Genomic DNA, 19,292 nt, shown 5'->3' on the forward strand with positions numbered 1-19,292 from the left:
TCCCGCGGCCTCCGACATCTCGGAGACCGCGTCCCGAGTCGTCGCTCAGGCCGCGCGAGAGACGCGTGCGAGCACGCCGTGCACGAACGCGCCCGAATCGTCGGTGGAGAACTCCTTGGCGAGTTCGACCGCCTCATCGATGGCGACAGCGGTCGGCACCGCGTCATTGAACAGGATCTCCCAGACGCCTATGCGCAGCAGCGCGCGATCGACCGCGGGCATGCGCTCGATCCTCCAATCGCGGCTGTGGGTCGTGATCTGCTCGTCGATCTCGTCGTGGTGGTCGATGATGCCGTCCACCACCTCACGGGCGTAGAGCCAGGAGGCCTCGCGAGCGGGTTCGCTCGCGGCGCGCTTGGCCTCTGCGGCCAGGGTCACCGCGATCTCGTCTCCACGGACGTCGGCGGAGAACAGGATGTCGAGTGCGCGCTTGCGCGCTTTCGTACGGGCGCTCACGCCTTACTTCTCGCGACCGAGGTAGTCGCCGGTGCGCGTGTCGACCTTGACCTTGGTGCCGGTCTCGACGAAGAGCGGCACCTGGATCTCGTAGCCCGTCTCGAGCGTGGCCGGCTTCGTTCCCGCCGACGAGCGGTCGCCCTGCACACCGGGCTCGCTGTAGGTGATCTCGAGGATCACGGACGCGGGGAGATCGATGTACAGCGGGTTGCCGTTGTTGAGCGCGATCGTGACCTGCTGGTTCTCGAGCAGGAAGTTCTTCGCGTCGCCGACGGTCGCAGCGGGGACCGTGATCTGGTCGTAGTCCGTCTGGTCCATGAACACGTACCCGTCACCATCGGTGTAGAGGTAGGTGAAGTCGCGACGGTCGACGTTCTCGATCTCGACCTTGGCGCCGGCGTTGAACGTCTTGTCGACGACCTTTCCGGTCATGACGTTCTTCAGCTTGGTGCGCACGAAGGCGCCACCCTTGCCGGGCTTGACGTGCTGGAACTCGACGACGCTCCAGAGCTGCCGCTCGATGCTCAGGACGACGCCGTTCTTGATGTCTGCGGTAGATGCCATGCGCTGGACTTTCCGTTTCTCGAGTCTGGGGGCCGCTCGCGTCCGGTCTGGACTGGGGTGGGCCGAGAGTCGATTCTACGGGATCAGCGCTGCGAGCTGCCGCACAGCGCTCGCGTAGCCGTCGACACCCTCGCCGATGACCCGCACCGCAGCGACATCGTGCAGGTACGAGTGGTGCCGGAACTCCTCACGTGCGTACACGTCGGAGATGTGCACCTCGGCGAACGGCAGCGCGACTCCCGTGAGCGCATCGCGCAGCGACACGCTCGTGTGCGTGAGCCCGCCCGGATTGATGATGATCGCCGCGCAGTCCGCGCGCGCGGCATGGATCTCGTCGATCAGCACACCCTCGTGATTGCTCTGCACAGCGCGGATCTCGAAGCCCTCGGCTGCGGCCGCCTCAGCGGTGAGTCGCTCCACATCGGCGAGCGTCGCCGTGCCGTAGACCTCGGGCTCGCGACTGCCGAGCAGGTTGAGGTTCGGCCCGTTCACGAGCAGGATGCGGCGGGTCATTCGCCGATCTCCTGGTAGGCGGCGAAGAGCAGCGACTCATCGGGTGCCTGCAGCACGGTGGGCTTCGCGATGTCGTCGAGAAGGATGAAGCGCAGCATGCCGCCGCGGCTCTTCTTGTCGCGCTGCATCGTCGCCAGCAGCTGCGGCCACGCACCGGCACGGTAGCCGGTCGGAAGGCCCAGCGACTCGAGGATCGTGCGGTGGCGCTCCGCTGCGGAGTCCGACAGTCGCCCCGCGAGTCGCGACAGCTCGGCGGCGTACAGCATGCCGATCGAGATCGCCGCGCCGTGCCGCCAGCGGTAGCGCTCGGCGTGCTCGATGGCGTGGCCGAGCGTATGGCCGTAGTTGAGGATCTCGCGCTGCCCCGCCTCGCGGAAGTCGTCCGAGACGACCTGGGCCTTCATGTCGATCGCGAGCTCGACCGCACGCCGGAACTCCGGTGTGGTCGAGTCGACGGCGCGCACCGGATCGGCTTCGATGATGTCGAGGATCTCCGGTGCCCAGATGAACCCCGCCTTCACCACCTCGGCGAATCCGGCGGTCGCCTCGTTCGGGCTGAGGCTCGCCAGCTCGTCGAGATCGCCGATCACCGCACGGGGAGCCCAGAACGCTCCGACGAGGTTCTTGCCCTCAGCGGTGTTGATCCCCGTCTTGCCGCCCACGGAGGCATCGACGAGGCCGAGCACGGTGGTGGGCACCTGCACGAGCTGCACGCCGCGAAGCCAGGTCGCCGCGACGAATCCGGCGAGGTCGGTCACGGCGCCTCCGCCGTATCCGACGACCGCGTCCGAGCGCGTGAAGTCAGCCTGCCCCATGACCTGCCAGCAGAAGGCGGCGACCTCGATGCGCTTGCCCTGCTCGGCATCGGGCACCTCGGCGAGCAGGACCTCCCGCGGACCGTTCTCGACATCGGCGAGCAGCCTGTCACGAAGCTCTGCCGCACGCGCGGCCAGGGTCGGCGGGTGGACGACCAGCACCTTGCGGACTCCGGGATCGAGTGCCGCGGACACCTGATCGAGGATCCCCCGACCGATGGCGATGTCGTAGGGGTTCTCGCACGTCACACTGATGGTTGTCGTAGTCATCCCAGTTCTCTCCTCCACGCCGCGATGTCGTCGGCGATGCGCTGCATGGGGCGCCGCGACGTGTCGAACGTCACGGATGCCACCTCGTCATACCAGTCTCGACGTTCTTCGAAGATCTGCGTCCATCGCCCGACAGGGTCGTCGCCCGCGAGCAGCGGTCGGCCGCCGCTCTGTATGCGGTCAGCCACCGCTGCGGGGGTGACCGTCAGGAAGACGACCGGGTGGTCGAGCAGCAGCCTCCTGGTCTCAGGGTCGGTCACCGCTCCCCCGCCCAGCGAGATCACGCCGCCCGCACGCAGCGCCTCTGCGACCTCGGCCCGTTCGAGCGCGCGGAAATGCGACTCCCCGTGCTCCTCGAAGATCAGGGGGATGGGGCCGTGCACCGCGACCACCCGCTTGTCCGTGTCGACGAACGGGACGCCGAGCTTGCGCGCGACACGACGACCGACGCTGGTCTTGCCCGCCGCCATCGGGCCGACGAGCACCAGCGACAGCTGGTCAGCCGCGCTCGTCATGCGCGATGAGCGCCGCCTCGGACGCAGGCGTCGTCCGCAGCTCGGCCGGGATCGCAGCGAGGTAGGCGTCGAGGTTGCGGCGCGTCTCGCCGATGCTGTCGCCGCCGAACTTCTCGAGCACGGCGTTGGCGAGCTCGACGGCGACCATGGCCTCGGCCACGACGCCTGCCGCAGGCACGGCGCACACGTCGGAACGCTGATGGTGTGCCGTGGCATCCTCGCCGGACGCGATGTCGATCGTGCGCAGCGCGTGCGGCACGGTGGCGATCGGCTTCATGCCTGCACGGACGCGCAACACCGTTCCCGTCGACATCCCGCCCTCGGTGCCTCCGGCGCGGTCGGAGCCGCGCGAGATGCCGTCTGCCGTCGCGAACAGCTCGTCGTGAGCCGCGGATCCGCGTCGTCGTGTGGTCTCGAAGCCGTCGCCGACCTCCACGCCTTTGATGGCCTGGATGCTCATCAGGGCCTGCGCCAGGCGCGCGTCCAGACGGCGATCCCAGTGGACGTGCGAGCCGAGTCCGGGCGGAAGACCGTAGGCGAGCACCTCGACGATCCCGCCGAGCGTGTCGCCGTCCTTCTTCGCGTCATCGACCTCGGCCACCATCAGGGCGGAGGTCGACGCGTCGAAGCAGCGCAGCAGATCGGCGTCCAGCCGGTCCACGTCGTCCGGGGTCGGCAGCGCGGCGCCGTCGGGCACGCGCACGGGGCCGATCGAGAGGGTGTGGCTGACGAGACGGATGCCCAGCTCGCCGAGGAACGACCGCGCGATGGCGCCGAGCGCCACCCTGGCCGCCGTCTCTCGGGCGCTGGCGCGTTCGAGGATGGGTCGAGCCTCGTCGAAGTCGTACTTCTGCATGCCGACGAGATCGGCGTGTCCCGGCCGCGGGCGGGTCAGCGGTGCGCTCCGGCCACGCGACCTGTCTGTCAGCTCGACCGGCTCCGGGTTCATGACCTCGATCCACTTCGGCCACTCCGTGTTGCCGATGCGAAGAGCGATCGGGCTTCCGAGCGTCTTGCCGTGGCGGACGCCGCCCGAGATCGTCAGCTCGTCCTGCTCGAACTTCATGCGGGAGCCTCGACCGTAGCCGAGTTTGCGTCGTGCGAGATCGGCCTGGATCGCCTCGGAGGACACCGGGACGCCCGAAGGCAGACCCTCCATGACGGCAATGAGTTCTGGGCCGTGCGATTCGCCGGCCGTGAGCACGCGGAGCATTGGTCTAGTCTCCCACGCGTTTCGCCTCGGATCGTGCCGCGTGACGGCCGGTGACTACAGGACGGCTTCCATCGCGGCGACCACGACCTCCTCCGAGGGGAGCGGAACGCTCTGGTCTCCGTGCAGGAAGATGCGGATCTGGCGCACGGCCTGACGCAGCAGCATCGCCTCCCCGGAGACGGCCCGCCCCCCGCGCCACACCGATGCGAGCGCCGACGGCCAGGGTGAGTACGCGACGTCGAACAGCGCGCCCCCGCTCTCGCTGAGGCGCGCTGACGTCGCCTCGTCCAGCGCGGAGCCTCCGGGGAGCGTCGCGACGGTGAGCCCGACATCGTCAGCGTCGGCATCGAACGTCGAGGTCGTGATCGAGACGCCGAGTCTCCGTCCGAGAGCCACCAGTCCGGCTGCCCGTTCGGGACGGCGCGCCCTCACATCGACAGTGCGGGCCCCGGCCTCGACGCACGCGACCAGAGCCGAGGATGCCGTGGCGCCGGCGCCGAGGATGCGGACATCACCGATTCCCCGAAGGTCCTGCTCGCCCAGGGCGTCGAGGATCCCGCCGACATCGGTGTTGAAGCCTCGGATGCCGTCGGTGAGCAGCAGCGTGTTCACTGCTCCGGTGAGGTCGGCATAGCGGTCGTGCGTGACCGACGCGCTGTGCGCCTTCTCCTTCAGCGGCATCGTGAGCGAGAGCCCCCGCCACGAATCGTCCAGAGTGGCCAGAGCCGTGTCGAACGCCACGTCGTCGACCTGGCGACGCGTGTACTCCCAATCGAGGCCCAGCGCACGGTAGGCGGCCGCGTGCAGCTGCGGAGACTTGGAGTGCGCGATCGGGTCGCCCCAGACTGCGAGCCGCGGGGAGCTCATCCGGCCGAGCAACCCCCGTCGGGGTTCTCCTGACACCACTGCTCCCACTTCTCGACTCCCTGCAGGTGCTCCTCGTAGGTGACCGAGAACTGGGTCTCTCCGGTGGCGAGGTTCGTCGTCACGAAGTAGAGCCAGGGGCCGTCTGCGGGGTGCATCGCCGCGTCGATCGCAGCGAAGCTCGGGCTCGCGATCGGCGTGACCGGCAGGCCGGTGTGCACGTAGGTGTTCCAAGGATTGTCGTCCTCGAGCGCCTCCGCCGAACTCGACACGACGCCTTCGTGCAGCGAACCGTAGCCGTACTGCGCCGTCGAGTCCATCTGCAGCTTCATGTCGATGTCGAGGCGGTTCTCGATCACACGAGACACCTTCGGGAAGTCTGCGGTGAGGCCCTCACGTTGGATGATCGAGGCGATCGTGAGCACGCGTTGAGCGTCCTCCGCCGGCACCCCGGCCTCTGTCAGCGATTCCTTCGTGCGGTCGACCATCCGCTGGATGACCTGGGTGGCGGTGACCCCCGGATCGAACGTGTAGACGGCCGGGAACAGCCACCCCTCGAGGCTCTGCGCGGTCACGCCGTAGGTCGCAGGGTCGGCGTCGACCGCCGCCTGGAGCTCCTCGATGGGCATGCCGAGCGATTCGGCCATGTCGGGCAGGGAGGATTCGATGGTCGCGCCCTCGCCCACGCTCGCAGAGTTCTCGCGTTTGTTGGCGGGGTCCTGCAGCGCCTCGAGCGCCGCCTCGGCTGTCATCTTCTCCTTCAGGCTGTAGATGCCCGGATAGAAGGTGACCGCGACGTTCTCGGTGACCAGGTAGTCGTAGAAGACGTCCTCCGTGCGCGTGACGCCCGCTTCGTAGAGCGCGGTGGACACGGGAGCGCCGGTGTCGCCCTCATGGATGGTGACGAGCACCTCGCCGGATGCGAGCCCGGGCTCCCAGTCCTTGGGGTCGCCCCATCCGAGCGCCTCGCTGATCTTGTCGCCGTAGGTGCCCCACGCCCAGAATCCCGCGCCGACGATGCCGCCGATCACGGCGAGGACGATGACGAGCGCCACCAGGCAGCCCGTGCGGCGCTTCTTCTTCGCGGGCGCTGGGTGGCCGGCTTCGTGTTCCGGATGCGCGTGGAAGAGGTCTTCGAGGCGTCCGCCTGCTGCCGCGCTCCCCGACGCGGCACCCACCGCGGCGCCGGCAGATGCTTCCGACCCCGAGCCGGATTCGGCTCGGTCCGCGGCCGCCTCGCCGACGGAGGACTCGCTTTCGGAAAGTCGGGCGGCAACGGGCTCGTCCGCGGACAGTGCGGGCATCGCCCTGGTCGACGCATCGTCCGACGACGAGCGGTCCGCGGGGGTGCCGGCTGGCCCGGCCGGAGCCCCCGGCTGTGCAGCCGCGGCTTCACGCGCCGCCCGGCGCGACCCTGGAGCGGGCGGGGTGTTGTCGACCGTCGGGATCTGCGGCGACGGGTCGGGAAGGTTCTCGAACAGATCGCCCAGACGGGCATCCGGATCGTGCTGAGGCGAAGCGCTCTCGCGTTCGGGCATTATCGGGGGGACTCCTCGTCGAGCGGAATCGTGGCACCGGGCGGGTTTCCGGTGCTCTTCTCCGTGTCGATCGCCTGCTGCAGCAGGATCACCGCGGCGATCTGATCCACAATGCTACGAGACTTCTTCTGTGTTCTGCCCGAAGAACGCAGAGCGGCGTGTGCGGTGACGGTGCTGAGGCGCTCGTCGACGAGCCGGACGGGAGTGCCCGTCTGCGTCTGCAGAGCCGCGGCGAACTCGCGAGCGTCGGTCGTCGACGCGGTGTCGGCGCCCTGCAGATTGACCGGCAGCCCGACCACGAACTCGAGCACGTCGAAGTCTTCGGCGATCGCGGCGATCCTGTCGATCGACGTGTCGTTGCGCTGCACGGTCTCGACCGGCACCGCGAGCATGCCGTCCGGATCGCAGCGGGCGACGCCGACCCGGGCACGCCCGACATCGACACCGAGCCGCACGCCGCGGCGGAAGCCGCTCACGCTGACTGCAGCTCCTGCGACACGGCCTCGAGGGCTGCCTGCAGAGCGGCGACATCCGTGCCACCACCCTGAGCGACGTCGTCACGACCTCCGCCGCCGCCGCCGAGTACGGAGGCGGCGCGCTTCGCGAGGGCACCGGCCTTCGCTCCGGCGGTGCGCGCGGCATCGTTCGTCGCGACGACCACCACCGGGCGTCCGTTCACGACAGCGCCGAGAGCGACGACGGCGGGGTCGGAACCGAGACGGTCGCGGACGCCGAGGACGAGCTCGCGCACATCGTCGGCCGACGCCACCTCACCGAGCGACTGCGCGGCCACACGGAACGCGCCGACGCGGTTCGCGGCATCGGCGATGGCCGGGACACGGCCCGCGCGCTCCTTGGACTCGAACTGGGCGATGCGCTTCTCGGCCGCCTTGAGGTTGGCGGAGAGATCCGCGATGCGCTCGGCGAGCTGGTCGCGAGGGGTCTTGAGCGAGGTGGTCAGCTGCGACACGAGCGCGCGTTCTGCAGCGAGCTCGCGGAACGCGTCCTGGCCGACCAGGGCCTCGATGCGGCGGTTCGACGCGCCGACCGATGACTCGCCGACGACGCTGACGAGGCCGATCTCGGCACTCGTGGTGACGTGCGTGCCCGCGCAGAGTTCGCGCGACCACGGACCGCCGATGTCGACCATCCGCACGACGTCGCCGTACTTCTCGCCGAAGAGCGCCATAGCACCGGCCTCCTTCGCCTCGTCGAGCGTCACGATGCGAGTCGTGACCTCGAGGGCGTCGTTGACCGCGCGGTTGGTGATCTCCTCGATCTCGGTGCGCGTGTCGGCCGAGAGAGCCTGAGACCACGAGAAGTCGAAACGCATGTACCCGGCACGGTTGAGCGAACCGGCCTGCGTGGCGGTCGGTCCGAGCGTGTCGCGCAGCGCCGCATGCACGAGGTGCGTCGCCGAGTGCGCCTGCCTGGCGGCGCGTCGGTTGGCGGCGTCGACGACCGTGGTCGCGGGGTCGTCCACGGCTACAGCCCCGCGAGTGACCTCGACCGTGTGGCTGATCAGACCGGGCACCGGACGCTGCACATCGAGCACCTCGAGCTCGTAGCCCGGCCCGACGATGACGCCCTTGTCGGCGACCTGACCGCCGGACTCGGCGTAGAGAGTCGTCTCGGCGAGCACGACCTCGGCGATCTGTCCCTCTGAGGCGGTGCGGGCCGGCTGTCCGTCGACCAGGATGCCGAGGATGCGCGAGTCGACCTCCAGCTCGGAGTAGCCGTCGAAGCCCGTCTCGCCCAGCGCACGGAGATCGCGGTACACCGAGACGTCCGCGAGCTGACGCTTGCGGTTGCGAGCGTCAGCTTTGGCGCGCGAGCGCTGCTCCTGCATCAGGGTGTCGAACGCCTCACGGTCGACCGCGAGACCGGCTTCCTCAGCGACCTCGAGCGTGAGATCGATCGGGAAGCCGTACGTGTCGTGCAGCAGGAACGCCTCGGAGCCGCTCAGTGCCGCCCCGCCGCCCTTCTTCGTCTCGTCCAGCGCGAGATCGAGGATCGTCGACCCCTGCGCCAGAGTGCGCCGGAAGGTCTCCTCCTCGGCGAAGGCGGAGGCCGAGAGAGTCGACCATTCCTTCTCGAGCACCGGGTATGCCGACTTCATGGCATCACGGGACGTGGCGAAGAGCTCGGGGAAGACCGGCTCGTCGACGCCGAGCAGACGCATCGAGCGCACCGTGCGCCGCATGAGGCGGCGGAGGATGTATCCGCGGCCCTCATTGGACGGGCGGACGCCGTCGGACAGCAGCATGAGGGACGAGCGCACGTGGTCGGCCACGACGCGGAAGCGCACGTCGTCTTCGTGGACGGCACCGTAACGGCGGCCGGAGAGCTCGACCGCGCGATCGAGGACCGGGCGCACCTGATCCGTCTCGTACATGTTCTCGACGCCCTGCTTGAGGAACGCGACGCGCTCGAGTCCCATGCCGGTGTCGATGTTCTTCTGGGGCAGCTCGCCCACGATGTCGAACTCGGTCTTGCCGCGGATGTTGTCGATGAAGTCCTGCATGAACACGAGGTTCCAGATCTCGAGGAACCGCGAGTCGTCGGCCGCGGGGCCGCCGTCCTTGCCGTACGCGGGACCTCGGTCGAAGAAGATCTCGCTGTCGGGGCCACCGGGACCGGGCTGACCGGTGTTCCAGTAGTTGTCCGCACGCCCCAGACGCTGGATGCGCTCCGGCTTCAGGCCGATGATGTCGCGCCAGATGGCCTCAGCCTCGTCGTCGGTCTCGTAGACGGTGACCCAGAGGTCCTTCTCGTCGAAACCGAGGCCGCCGTCTGCCTCCGAGCTCGTCAGCAGCTCCCACGCGTAGCGGATCGCGCCCTCTTTGAAGTAGTCGCCGAAGGACCAGTTGCCCATCATCTGGAAGAAGGTGCCGTGACGCGCGGTCTTCCCGACTTCTTCGATGTCGTTGGTGCGGATGCACTTCTGCAGGTCCGCGATGCGCGGGTGCGGCGCGGGCACGACTCCGGTGAGGTACGGGATCATCGGCACCATTCCGGCGACCGTGAACAGCAGCGACGGATCGTCGCTGACCAGAGAGGCCGAGGGGACGATGACGTGGTCGTTCTTCTCGAAGAAGTCGAGATAGCGCTGCGCGATCTCCGCAGTTTTCATAGGGGTGCCAGGTGTCCTTGCGTACAGGGTGTGGAAGGGCGGGGCGATGATGCGGCAGCGGCCGGGAGACCGCGCGCGATCAGTCGTCCGCGGGGTCTACGAGTCGCGCCTGCTGCTCGCGGTACGAGTCGCCGATGATGCCGGTGAACTCGTTGAAGCGAGCGTCGACCTCGGCGAGGATGTCGTGACCGCGCGGGTCCTTGTTCATGAAATGCGCAGCGACGAATCCGCCGATCACACCGATCAGGAACCACAGCACGTTCTTCATGTCGTCATCCTTGCCTCTGACCCGCGAAGGCGCGGTGTCACCATCGTATGCGCAAACGACAGAAGGCGTCGGGTGACCCCGACGCCTTCTGCGGAAAAGCTGGAACTCAGCGAGCTGCGTAGTACTCGACGACGAGCTGCACTTCACAGGTCACGGGGACCTCGGCGCGCTTCGGGCGACGAACCAGGCGAGCCTGGAGCTTGTCGAGCTCGACCTCGAGGTAGCCGGGAACGGGAGGCAGGACCTCGGCGTGACCGCCGGCCGCTGCGACCTGGAAGGGCTCGGTGCCCTCGCTCTTGGCCTTGACGTGGATGAGCTGACCCGGCTTCACGCGGAAGGACGGGCGGTCGACGAGCTGACCGTCGACGAGGATGTGACGGTGCACGACGAGCTGACGAGCCTGCGCGGTGGTGCGGGCGAAGCCCGAACGCACGACGAGGGCGTCGAGACGCATCTCGAGCAGCTCGACCAGGTTCTCACCGGTCAGGCCGTCCTGACGGCGAGCCTCGTTGAACGTGTTGCGCATCTGCTTCTCGCGGATGCCGTACTGCTCGCGCAGACGCTGCTTCTCACGCAGACGGACGGCGTAGTCGCTGTCTGCCTTGCGCTTGGTGCGGCCGTGCTCACCCGGAGCGTAGGGACGCTTCTCGAGGTAGCGGGCGGCCTTCGGGGTGAGCGGGATGCCGAGGGCACGGCTCAGACGTACCTTGCGGCGGTCCTGGGACTTCGTGGTCACGAAGTGTTCCTTCCGATGACGTGGTCGCGTCTTTCACGACTCACGGACGTATCGTCCGCGTTCTGCCTTGGAGCGCACGCCGGGGCGCCAGCAAGGTGTGGTGTGAACGAGGAGATGCCCGAAAACACGGTTTCGAGCCGATCAAGTCTAACAGATTCGCGTCAGCGCCCGTCGAGGATGCGTCTGATGCGCTCGAGGCGAGCCGAGATGTCGCGTTCGGCGCCCAGGTTCTTGGGCTCGTAGTACCGCTTTCCGCGCAGTTCGTCTGGGAGGTACTGCTGCGGCAGGATGCCGAACTCGCTGTCGTGCGGGTAGACGTATCCGCGGCCGTGACCGAGCCGCTTCGCGCCCGGATAGTGCGCGTCTCGCAGATGCAGCGGGACGCGTCCGAACCCCCCGGAGCGGATGTCGGCGATCGCCTGGTCGATTCCCACGTACGCCGCATTCGACTTGGCTGTCGTGGCCAGATAGACGGTCGCTTCGGCGAGCGGGATCCGCCCCTCCGGCATTCCGATGAACGCGACGGCGTCCGCGGCCGCGACCGCGATGGAGAGCGCCTGCGGGTCGGCGAGGCCCACGTCCTCGGAGGCCGAGATGACCAGGCGCCGAGCGATGAAGCGAGGGTCCTCCCCCGCCTCGATCATCCGCGCGAGATAGTGCAGGGCCGCATCCGGGTCGGATCCTCGGATCGACTTGATGAACGCGCTGATGACGTCATAGTGCTCGTCTCCCTGACGGTCGTATCGCAGCAGCGCCTTGTCGACGGCCTGAGCGACGTCGTCCGCCGTCGCGGCGGGCACCGCGCCTTCTTCCCCCTTCGAGAGGGCTACGGCCGCTGCCGCCTCGAGTCCGGTGAGCGCACGCCGCGCATCGCCCGACGCCAGGCGGATCAGCGCCGCGCGCGCGTCGTCGGCCAGGGTGACCGCGCCATTGAGTCCGCGCGCATCGGTCACCGCCCGATCGACCAGGAGCCCGATGTCGTCATCCGTCAGCGGCTGGAGCGTGAGGAGCAGCGATCGCGACATCAACGGCGAGATCACCGAGAACGAGGGATTCTCGGTGGTCGCCGCGATCAGCAGCACCCAGCCGTTCTCGACGCCCGGGAGCAGGGCGTCCTGCTGCGCCTTGGTGAACCGATGGATCTCATCGAGGAAGAGGATCGTCGTCTGGCCATAGAGGTCGCGCTGGGTGATCGCCTCCTGCATGACCTCGCGCACGTCCTTCACGCCGGCGGTGATCGCGGAGAGCTCGACGAACCGGCGGCCCGATGAGCGTGCGATCGCCTGCGCCAGAGTGGTCTTGCCGGTGCCGGGCGGACCCCACAGGATGATCGAGACGGCACCCGGGGATGTCGCGGCAGGGTCGGCGAGTGCGACGATCGGGGAACCCGCGCGCAGCAGGTGCTTCTGACCGGCGACCTCGTCGAGCGACACGGGGCGCATTCGCACGGCGAGAGGCGTCTGCCCGGAGAGCAGTGCGGAGGCGGAGGTCATCCGTCCAGGCTAACGCGGGGCGCCGACACTTCGGGTGGGAACGGCGTGACGCGATCTCGACGGTAGGCTCTCAGGCGACGTTGCACATTCACGTCCAGTAAGGGAGCACGCAATGGCCGGACGCGGGAAGAGCACGCAGCAGTCGCGCACTGAGGTGGAGCGCGCACGTCTGCACACCGCCCGCAAGACGTGGCATGAGGGTCAGATCCGGCGTCGCACCCGCGACAACACGATCGCCGTCGTCGCCGGAGTGCTCATCGTCGCCGGAGCCGTGGTGAGCCAGGTCGTTCACGCGCAGGTGAATCCCCCGGCCCCCTCGCCTTCGCCTACCGTCGAGCCGACGGAGGCGCCCGTGCCGACAGACCCCGCGACGCCGGAGCCTGCACCCACTGAGGCCCCCGCCGGATAGACCACGGTCCCTGTGGGTGGCGGACACGGGCGTTCACTGCCCGCACTCCCCCGCGCGCACCTCGCTCAGTACTCGGTGACCGCCAGGCGGTAGCCGCGTTTCACCACCGTGTGCACGAGTTCGTTGCCGCCGAGAGCCTCCCGCAGCCGTGCGACGGCCACCTCGACCGCATGTCCGTTGCGCTCGGCGCCGGGGAGAACGCCCCCGAGCTCGGCGCGCGAGAGCACACGCCCGCCCGCAGAGGCGAGCGCCTCGATCAAGGCGGCAGCCGACCGCGAGAGCGGGATGAACACGCCGTCCACGAGGACTCCGCCGCTGCGTACCTCGACCAGACCCGCGTCGGTCGGGAGTGACGGTGCCCTCCCGCCGCCGAAATGCGCGATGACCGTTCGAGCGAGGGATCCGAGTCGCCCCCGGTCGGCGATCGTGGTGCGGAGGTTCGCGCCGTGCAGCGGCGCGGCCGTGATCGGGCCCACGCACGCCAGGAGGAGGCGGCCCGACTCCGCGCGTCTCCTGATGCGCTCGAGCGCGCCGGACTCCTCTGCCACCGCGATCCACGACGCCGCTCCCGGTGCCGAGGTGAACAGCACGGCGTCCGCCTCGCCGGCCGCCGCCTGCAATGCCGAACGCCGCACCACCTCAGGATCCGGCGGCGGCCCCCACCGGTAGACCGTGATGCTCAGCACCTCGGCTCCGGCATCCGCCAGCAACTCGTCGAGGCCGTCCGATCCGGCGCCATGATGCTGCACGAGGATCCGCTTGCCCGCGACCCCGGAGGCGAGGAGGTACTCGCCGACCTCGGCCGACGTCTCGGATTCGGCGACCCAGTCAGCCGTGAAACCCGCCTGCTGGATCGCGCCGTGCGCCTTGGGTCCCCGTGCGACGAAGTGCGCGCCCTGCAGTGCCGCGTCGAGCTGTCCGTCGAGGCCGTGCTCGTGCGCGGCATCCATCCATCCGCGAAACCCGACGCCCGTGGTGACGATCACGATGTCCGGAGGAGCGGCGATCACCTGCTCGGTGCGGGCGAGAAGCTGCGCGTCGTCGGAGTTGGTGACGATGCTCAGCGCCGGCGCGCGATGGACCACCGCACCGCGACGCTCGAGGGCTGTCGCCAGGTCGATCGAGCGGCGGTCTGCGGCGACGATGATCGTGCATCCGGCCAGCGCCGAGTCGAGCGTGCGCGCGGTCGTCATGTGGCGCTCTCCGCGATCATCGCCCTCGTCGGCAGCAGCAGTCCCGCGCGAGCCACCTCGCCGATCACGATGACGGACGGGTTCACGACCTGCGCAGCGGCCGCGTCCTGCGCCGCCGTCGCCAGGGTGCTGCGGATGGTCCGCTGTCGTTCGGTGTGACCGTTCTCGACGATCGCCACGGGGATGTCGCCGGACACCCCGTGCGACGCGGCCGAGGCTGCGAGGCGAGGCAGCGAGGCCACGCCCATCAGGACGACGGTGGTGACCGTCGGATCGGACAGAGATGCGAGCGCACTCGGGGTGAGGTCGCCGTGCCCGTTGATGATGTGCACCGCTGACGCGACGCCGCGATGGGTCACCGGGATCCCCGCGGCCTGAGGCACCGAGATCGCGCTGCTGACGCCCGGGGTCACACTGACCGGCACACCGGCGGCCTCACACGCGAGAACCTCTTCCCCCCCGCGACCGAGCACGAAGGGATCGCCGCCTTTCAGCCGCACCACGCGGTGGCCGGCGAGGGCGCGTTCGACGAGGAGGGCATCGATCTCGTGCTGAGGGACGGGGTGGTGACCCGGTCGTTTGCCGACATCGATGACCTCGACGTGCGACGGGAGCTCGTTCCGGAGCTCCGCGAACGGACCGAGGCGATCGGCGACCACCACGTCGGCCGCCATCAGCAGGCGATAGGCGCGCACCGTCATGAGGTCGGCGGGACCCGGCCCACCGCCGACGAGGTCGACCCTGCCCACACGCGTCCGCCTCATGATCCGACGCTCTCCGGCATCCGGACGTACACGACGCCGTCGTCGATCGCGACCGGCCATACCCGCAGTGCTGCGGGGGGCTTGCCGTGGGTCTCGATGCACTCACCGGTGCGGAGATCGAAGATCTGCTTGTGGAGTGGGGATGCGACCGTGGGGACATCCCCACGACTTCCCACGATCCCGCGGGAGATGACATTGGCTCCGCTGAACGGGTCGAGATTGTCGACTGCGAGCACGGTGCCGTCCGAGAGGAGGAACAGCGCCACCTGCTGTCCGTCCAAGAGAGCGGCTCGTCCTCGTTCGACCTCGAGGTCCTCGAGCGTGCATACCCGCACGGGCGTGGCGGAGTCCGTCGCAGTGGTCATCGGCGCACCTCCAGGGCGGTTCCGGCGATCAGGACGCCTCCGGCGCGACGCTCCTCCGGCGACGCCGGGCGGATCTGCCCGCGCTCAGAGACATAGGCGAGTGACGGATCCGCCGTATCGGCCGCGTTGACGAACGACCGGAACCGTTCGAGCTTCACGGGGTCGGCGAGCGTGGCCGCCCATTCGTCCTCGTAGCGATCGACGTGCTGCGCCATCGAGGCATCGAGGTCGGCGCAGATGCCCAGGCTGTCGTCGAAGATCACACTCCGCAGCCCGTCGAGTCCGCCCTCGAGCTCCTCGCACCAGGGAGCCGTGCGCTGCAGACGATCGGCGGTGCGGATGTAGTACATGAAGAAGCGGTCGATGGCCCTGATGAGACCCTCGTCGTCGAGGTCCGACGCGAGCAGCTGCGCGTGCCGCGGCGTGAAGCCGCCGTTGCCGCCGACATACATGTTCCACCCCGTCTCGGTGGCGATGACTCCCACGTCCTTGCCCCGCGCCTCCGCGCATTCACGAGCGCAGCCCGAGACGCCGAGCTTGAGCTTGTGGGGAGCACGGAGCCCCCGATAGCGCAGTTCGAGCTTGACGGCCATGCCGACCGCGTCGAGGACGCCATAGCGGCACCACGTCGACCCGACGCACGACTTCACCGTACGCAGCGACTTGCCGTACGCCTGCCCCGACTCGAAGCCCGCGTCGACCAGACGCTGCCAGATCACCGGAAGCTGTTCGAGCCGCGCTCCGAACATGTCGATTCGCTGCCCGCCGGTGATCTTCGTGTACAGCGCGAAGTCCTTCGCGATCTGCCCGATCGCGATCAGTCCCTCCGGGGTGACCTCGCCACCGGCCATCCTCGGGACGACGGAGTACGTGCCGTCCTTCTGCATGTTGGCCATCACGTGGTCGTTGGTGTCCTGCAGCGTGGCGTTCTCGCCGTCGAGCACGTGCGCGCCCACGAGCACCGAGAGGATGCTGGCGATCGCCGGCTTGCAGATGTCGCACCCTCGGCCGCGCCCGAAGCGCTCGACGATGCCACTGAACGTCGTGAGCTGAGCCACCCGTACCGCGTCGAAGAGCTGGCGGCGCGAGAGATCGAAGTGCTCGCAGAGGGCATGCGACACGGTCTGGCCGAGCTTGGTGAGCTCCTGCCCCACGACCTTCTTCACCATCAGCACGCAGGATCCGCAGGTCGCCCCGGCCTTCGTGCAGCCCTTCACCGCGGCGGCGTCCGTGCACCCCTCGTCGTGCACTGCCCGGCGGATGCGCCCGGCGGTCACATTCGAGCACGAGCAGACCACGGCCTCATCCGGCAGCTCGCCACCAGGAGCCTCGTTCCCGCCTTCCGGCAGCAGGTAGGCGGCCGGGTCGGCGCCGAGCTTCGCGCCGACGAGGGGACGCAGCGCGCCGTAGGCCGCCGCATCGCCGACGAGGATCCCACCGAGCAGCGTCTGAGCGTCATCCGACAGCACGAGCTTCTTATAGACACCGGCGACAGGATCCGCATAGACGACGTCGAGCGCATGGGGAGTCGTGGCCATCGCATCGCCGAAGCTCGCGACATCGACACCCGAGAGCTTCAGCTTGGAGGAGTCGTCGTAGCCGGGGAACGCCGCATCGCCTCCGAGCAGGCGCGTCGCCGCCACCTCTGCCATGGCGTATCCGGGAGCCACCAGTCCGACGCAGCGACCGTCGAAGTTGGCGACCTCGCCGATCGCCAGGATGTGGGGGTCGGACGTCGAGCACCGATCGTCGATGATCACACCGCCGCGGGGGTCCACCTGCATCTCCGCATTGCGCGCCAGCTCGTCCCGGGGACGCACGCCGACGGTGAAGACCACGACGTCCGCCCGTTCGATCGATCCGTCCTGGAACTCGAGCGCCGTGACCGCGCCGGAGTCATCCGGGTCCAGCCGAGTCGTCCTCGATCCGGTGCGCACCGAGATGCCACGCGCTTCGAGCAGACGCTTGAGCATCCCTCCACCCGCTGAGTCGAGCTGAGCGGACATCAGGCGATCGGAGTACTGCACGACGGTGGCGTCGACATCCATTCCCTGCAGAGCACCGGCGGCCTCGAGCCCGAGGAGCCCTCCGCCGATCACCGCGCCGCGCAGCGGACGACCGAGCATGCGTCCTCGCCGCTCGACGAAGTCCTTGAGGCCCTGGACGTCGTCGAGTGTGCGATAGACGAAGCAGCCGGGCAGGTCCGCACCGTCCACGGCGACCTTCGCGGCGTAGGAGCCGGTCGCAAGCACCAGGGTGTCGTACGGGATGCTCGTGCGCGACCTCGTCGTGACGGTGCGGGCCGAGCGATCGATCCGCAGCACCCTGTCGTCGGCGAGGAATCGCACGCGGAAGTCGTCGAACACCGAGCGATCGAGTTCGAGCTCCTCGGGAGTCGCCCCCGAGAAGAACCCGGTGAGTCCGACCCGATCGTACGGTCGACGGGCCTCGTCTCCGATCACCGTCACATGCATCGGCGTCTCAGCCCGGCTGATCAGGCTCTCCACGAATCGATGCGCGACCATCCCTGCACCGACCACCACGATCTCCTGGGGTGTGAGGAGGACCTCGCTCATGTTGCTCCAATCGCCGGGGGACGTCGTGATGGCGACGATAGGAGCCTGGTGTTTCCCGCATGTGACGCGCGGTGTTTCGTGCGTCGAACGATTCGCTCACAGAACGGTAACGGCCATTGTGAGATTCGACGACCACACTGCAACCTCGCTCTCGTACTAGGCTGAAGCTCGTCCTTTCCGCCTCCCGCGGGCCCTACCGCGCAAGGAGAATCACCGTGTCTGAGCCGTCCAAGCCGACTCCCCCCATTCCCGCTCCCCCGGCAGCGCCGCTGCCGCGAAAGCTGACCAAGCCCACTGCAGTGACTCCCGCAGCCGCAGCATCGCCCGCGACCTCCGCATCGAGTGCCGAGGCAGCGAAGTGGGGCCGTGTCGCCGAAGACGGCACGGTCGAGGTTCGCGAGGGCGACGAGTGGCGCGTGGTCGGGCAGTATCCCGACGGCACCCCCGACGAGGCACTCGCTTACTTCGTGCGCAAGTACGAGGACATCGCGTTCAAGGTGCACACGCTCGAGCAGCGTCACCAGGCCGGCGGCGCGTCTGCGGGTGACCTGGTCAAGCAGGCCGGTCATCTTCTCACCGAGGCCACCGACGCTGCCGCTGTGGGCGACCTCGCCGGACTCCGTGAGCGTCTGAACACGCTGACCTCCTCGCTCTCCGAGGCGACCGCTCAGGAGGCCCAGCAGGCCAAGGAGCTGGTCGACAAGGCCATCGCCGAGCGCACGGCTCTCGTCGAGCGCGCCGAGGCGATCGCAGCCCGCGACCTCTCGAAGGTGCAGTGGAAGCAGGTGACCGCCGAGCTCGGCGAACTCTTCGACGCGTGGCAGGCGCAGCAGCAGAACGGCCCTCGTCTGTCGAAGGGGGTGTCCCAGCAGCTCTGGAAGCGGTTCCGTGATGCGCGCGGCACCGTCGACAAGGCACGCCGCGCGTTCTACTCCGAGCTCGACGACACCCACAAGACCGCTCGTGACGCCAAGACGCGGCTGGTCGAGCGCGCGGAGGCTCTCGCTCCTCGCGGAGTCGACGGCATCCCCGCGTATCGCAGTCTGCTCGACGAGTGGAAGGCCGCCGGTCGCGCTGGTCGCAAGGCCGACGACGCGCTCTGGGCGCGATTCAAGGCAGCCGGCGACGCGCTGTACTCCGCTCGTGCCGAGCAGTCGGCGGCTGAAGAGGCGGACTCCGCCCCGAAGATCGAAGCGCGTCAGGCCCTTCTCGAAGAGGCCAAGGCAGTCGCAGACGAGCCGAACATCAAGCGCGCCCGCGCGCTGCTCACCGGCATCCAGCGCCAGTGGGATGAGATCGGCCGCATCTTCCCCCGCGAGAAGGAGCGCGCTCTCGACGATCGTCTCCGTGTGATCGAGCAGGCGCTCAAGGCACGCGAAGAGGTCGACTGGAAGAAGAACAACCCCGAGACCAAGGCACGCGCCAACGACATGAGCTCGCAGCTGCTCGAGGCGATCGAGAAGCTCGAGTCCGAGCTGGCCGCCGCAGAGAAGTCGGGAGACAAGAAGGCCGCCAAGGCCGCGGCGGATGCACTCGAAGCGCGCCGCACCTGGCTCAACGCCCTCGGCGGCTGACCTTCTCCACAGATCTCCGGATCGAATCAGTAC

Annotated in this window: 19 protein-coding genes; 2 read left to right on the forward strand and 17 right to left on the reverse strand. The window is 68.7% G+C overall.

Annotation, left to right across the window (positions count from 1 at the left end):
• Positions 1-45: 45 nt before the first annotated feature.
• From nusB to BEP68_RS07730, 13 genes are all read right to left on the reverse strand, one after another.
• On the reverse strand, positions 46-456 hold the full coding sequence (gene nusB, locus BEP68_RS07670; protein ID WP_053096135.1) for a transcription antitermination factor NusB: 411 nt from the start codon (positions 454-456) through the stop codon (positions 46-48).
• Positions 457-459: 3 nt separating this feature from the next.
• Positions 460-1,020, reverse strand: a complete 561-nt coding sequence (gene efp / locus BEP68_RS07675; protein WP_053096137.1) for an elongation factor P — start codon at positions 1,018-1,020, stop codon at positions 460-462.
• 75 nt (positions 1,021-1,095) lie between these two features.
• Positions 1,096-1,533, reverse strand: a complete 438-nt coding sequence (locus tag BEP68_RS07680; protein ID WP_053096139.1) for a type II 3-dehydroquinate dehydratase — start codon at positions 1,531-1,533, stop codon at positions 1,096-1,098.
• Entirely contained in the window at positions 1,530-2,618 is a 1,089-nt protein-coding gene (gene aroB, locus BEP68_RS07685; RefSeq protein ID WP_187249661.1) for a 3-dehydroquinate synthase, read from the reverse strand. Before aroB ends, BEP68_RS07680 begins: the two co-directional genes overlap by 4 nt.
• Positions 2,615-3,133 (reverse strand): shikimate kinase, encoded by a 519-nt coding sequence (locus BEP68_RS07690; RefSeq protein ID WP_056278777.1) that lies wholly within the window; start codon positions 3,131-3,133, stop codon positions 2,615-2,617. The genes aroB and BEP68_RS07690 overlap by 4 nt, the downstream gene beginning before the upstream one ends.
• Positions 3,117-4,346, reverse strand: coding sequence for a chorismate synthase (aroC, locus tag BEP68_RS07695; protein ID WP_187249662.1), 1,230 nt, complete (start codon positions 4,344-4,346; stop codon positions 3,117-3,119). The genes BEP68_RS07690 and aroC overlap by 17 nt, the downstream gene beginning before the upstream one ends.
• A gap of 54 nt (positions 4,347-4,400) precedes the next feature.
• Complete coding sequence (locus BEP68_RS07700) at positions 4,401-5,213, reverse strand: shikimate dehydrogenase family protein (protein ID WP_187249663.1); 813 nt, start codon at positions 5,211-5,213, stop codon at positions 4,401-4,403.
• Positions 5,210-6,748 carry an endolytic transglycosylase MltG gene (gene mltG, locus BEP68_RS07705; RefSeq protein ID WP_187249664.1) on the reverse strand — a complete coding sequence of 513 codons (1,539 nt, stop codon included), beginning with the start codon at positions 6,746-6,748 and terminating at the stop codon, positions 5,210-5,212. Before mltG ends, BEP68_RS07700 begins: the two co-directional genes overlap by 4 nt.
• Entirely contained in the window at positions 6,748-7,224 is a 477-nt protein-coding gene (gene ruvX, locus BEP68_RS07710; RefSeq protein WP_187249665.1) for a Holliday junction resolvase RuvX, read from the reverse strand. The genes mltG and ruvX overlap by 1 nt, the downstream gene beginning before the upstream one ends.
• Positions 7,221-9,881 (reverse strand): alanine--tRNA ligase, encoded by a 2,661-nt coding sequence (alaS, locus tag BEP68_RS07715; protein WP_053096153.1) that lies wholly within the window; start codon positions 9,879-9,881, stop codon positions 7,221-7,223. Before alaS ends, ruvX begins: the two co-directional genes overlap by 4 nt.
• A 79-nt stretch (positions 9,882-9,960) precedes the next feature.
• Positions 9,961-10,149 (reverse strand): hypothetical protein, encoded by a 189-nt coding sequence (locus BEP68_RS07720; protein ID WP_053096155.1) that lies wholly within the window; start codon positions 10,147-10,149, stop codon positions 9,961-9,963.
• A 106-nt stretch (positions 10,150-10,255) separates the two neighbouring features.
• The gene (gene rpsD, locus BEP68_RS07725; RefSeq protein ID WP_052677824.1) at positions 10,256-10,885 is read right to left on the reverse strand and encodes a 30S ribosomal protein S4; all 630 of its coding nucleotides are present in this window, start codon (positions 10,883-10,885) and stop codon (positions 10,256-10,258) included.
• A 161-nt stretch (positions 10,886-11,046) separates the two neighbouring features.
• On the reverse strand, positions 11,047-12,378 hold the full coding sequence (locus BEP68_RS07730) for a replication-associated recombination protein A (RefSeq protein ID WP_082297813.1): 1,332 nt from the start codon (positions 12,376-12,378) through the stop codon (positions 11,047-11,049).
• A gap of 112 nt (positions 12,379-12,490) precedes the next feature.
• On the opposite strand from BEP68_RS07730, the gene BEP68_RS07735 reads away from it, so the two are divergent.
• Positions 12,491-12,787 (forward strand): hypothetical protein, encoded by a 297-nt coding sequence (locus BEP68_RS07735; RefSeq protein WP_053096157.1) that lies wholly within the window; start codon positions 12,491-12,493, stop codon positions 12,785-12,787.
• Positions 12,788-12,852: 65 nt separating this feature from the next.
• On the opposite strand, the gene BEP68_RS07740 is transcribed toward BEP68_RS07735, so the two are convergent.
• The 4 genes from BEP68_RS07740 to nirB are packed head-to-tail and all read right to left on the reverse strand — an operon-like array spanning position 12,853 to position 17,685.
• Positions 12,853-13,980 carry a uroporphyrinogen-III synthase gene (locus BEP68_RS07740; protein ID WP_053096159.1) on the reverse strand — a complete coding sequence of 376 codons (1,128 nt, stop codon included), beginning with the start codon at positions 13,978-13,980 and terminating at the stop codon, positions 12,853-12,855.
• Positions 13,977-14,744: a uroporphyrinogen-III C-methyltransferase gene (cobA, locus tag BEP68_RS07745; protein ID WP_053096161.1), complete on the reverse strand. Its 768-nt coding sequence runs from the start codon at positions 14,742-14,744 to the stop codon at positions 13,977-13,979. The genes BEP68_RS07740 and cobA overlap by 4 nt, the downstream gene beginning before the upstream one ends.
• Positions 14,741-15,109: a nitrite reductase small subunit NirD gene (nirD, locus tag BEP68_RS07750; protein WP_187249666.1), complete on the reverse strand. Its 369-nt coding sequence runs from the start codon at positions 15,107-15,109 to the stop codon at positions 14,741-14,743. The genes cobA and nirD overlap by 4 nt, the downstream gene beginning before the upstream one ends.
• Positions 15,106-17,685, reverse strand: a complete 2,580-nt coding sequence (nirB, locus tag BEP68_RS07755) for a nitrite reductase large subunit NirB (RefSeq protein WP_187249667.1) — start codon at positions 17,683-17,685, stop codon at positions 15,106-15,108. Before nirB ends, nirD begins: the two co-directional genes overlap by 4 nt.
• Positions 17,686-17,894: 209 nt before the next feature.
• Here nirB and BEP68_RS07760 point away from each other — a divergent pair, with 209 nt between their 5' ends.
• Positions 17,895-19,259 (forward strand): DUF349 domain-containing protein, encoded by a 1,365-nt coding sequence (locus BEP68_RS07760; RefSeq protein ID WP_187249875.1) that lies wholly within the window; start codon positions 17,895-17,897, stop codon positions 19,257-19,259.
• The last annotated feature ends 33 nt before the right edge of the window (positions 19,260-19,292 follow it).

It is taken from the genome of Microbacterium sp. 4-7 (assembly GCF_014332665.1).
Classification (GTDB): Bacteria; Actinomycetota; Actinomycetes; order Actinomycetales; family Microbacteriaceae; genus Microbacterium.

Excerpts from the sequence above, each read along its gene's own strand:
- efp (WP_053096137.1), bottom strand. The coding sequence starts at position 1,020 with ATGGCATCTACCGCAGACATCAAGAACGGCGTCGTCCTGAGCATCGAG.
- BEP68_RS07680 (WP_053096139.1), bottom strand. The coding sequence starts at position 1,533 with ATGACCCGCCGCATCCTGCTCGTGAACGGGCCGAACCTCAACCTGCTC.
- aroB (WP_187249661.1), bottom strand. The coding sequence starts at position 2,618 with ATGACTACGACAACCATCAGTGTGACGTGCGAGAACCCCTACGACATC.
- BEP68_RS07690 (WP_056278777.1), bottom strand. The coding sequence starts at position 3,133 with ATGACGAGCGCGGCTGACCAGCTGTCGCTGGTGCTCGTCGGCCCGATG.
- aroC (WP_187249662.1), bottom strand. The coding sequence starts at position 4,346 with ATGCTCCGCGTGCTCACGGCCGGCGAATCGCACGGCCCAGAACTCATT.
- BEP68_RS07700 (WP_187249663.1), bottom strand. The coding sequence starts at position 5,213 with ATGAGCTCCCCGCGGCTCGCAGTCTGGGGCGACCCGATCGCGCACTCC.
- mltG (WP_187249664.1), bottom strand. The coding sequence starts at position 6,748 with ATGCCCGAACGCGAGAGCGCTTCGCCTCAGCACGATCCGGATGCCCGT.
- alaS (WP_053096153.1), bottom strand. The coding sequence starts at position 9,881 with ATGAAAACTGCGGAGATCGCGCAGCGCTATCTCGACTTCTTCGAGAAG.
- BEP68_RS07720 (WP_053096155.1), bottom strand. The coding sequence starts at position 10,149 with ATGAAGAACGTGCTGTGGTTCCTGATCGGTGTGATCGGCGGATTCGTC.
- BEP68_RS07730 (WP_082297813.1), bottom strand. The coding sequence starts at position 12,378 with ATGACCTCCGCCTCCGCACTGCTCTCCGGGCAGACGCCTCTCGCCGTG.
- BEP68_RS07735 (WP_053096157.1), top strand. The coding sequence starts at position 12,491 with ATGGCCGGACGCGGGAAGAGCACGCAGCAGTCGCGCACTGAGGTGGAG.
- BEP68_RS07740 (WP_053096159.1), bottom strand. The coding sequence starts at position 13,980 with ATGACGACCGCGCGCACGCTCGACTCGGCGCTGGCCGGATGCACGATC.
- cobA (WP_053096161.1), bottom strand. The coding sequence starts at position 14,744 with ATGAGGCGGACGCGTGTGGGCAGGGTCGACCTCGTCGGCGGTGGGCCG.
- nirD (WP_187249666.1), bottom strand. The coding sequence starts at position 15,109 with ATGACCACTGCGACGGACTCCGCCACGCCCGTGCGGGTATGCACGCTC.
- nirB (WP_187249667.1), bottom strand. The coding sequence starts at position 17,685 with ATGAGCGAGGTCCTCCTCACACCCCAGGAGATCGTGGTGGTCGGTGCA.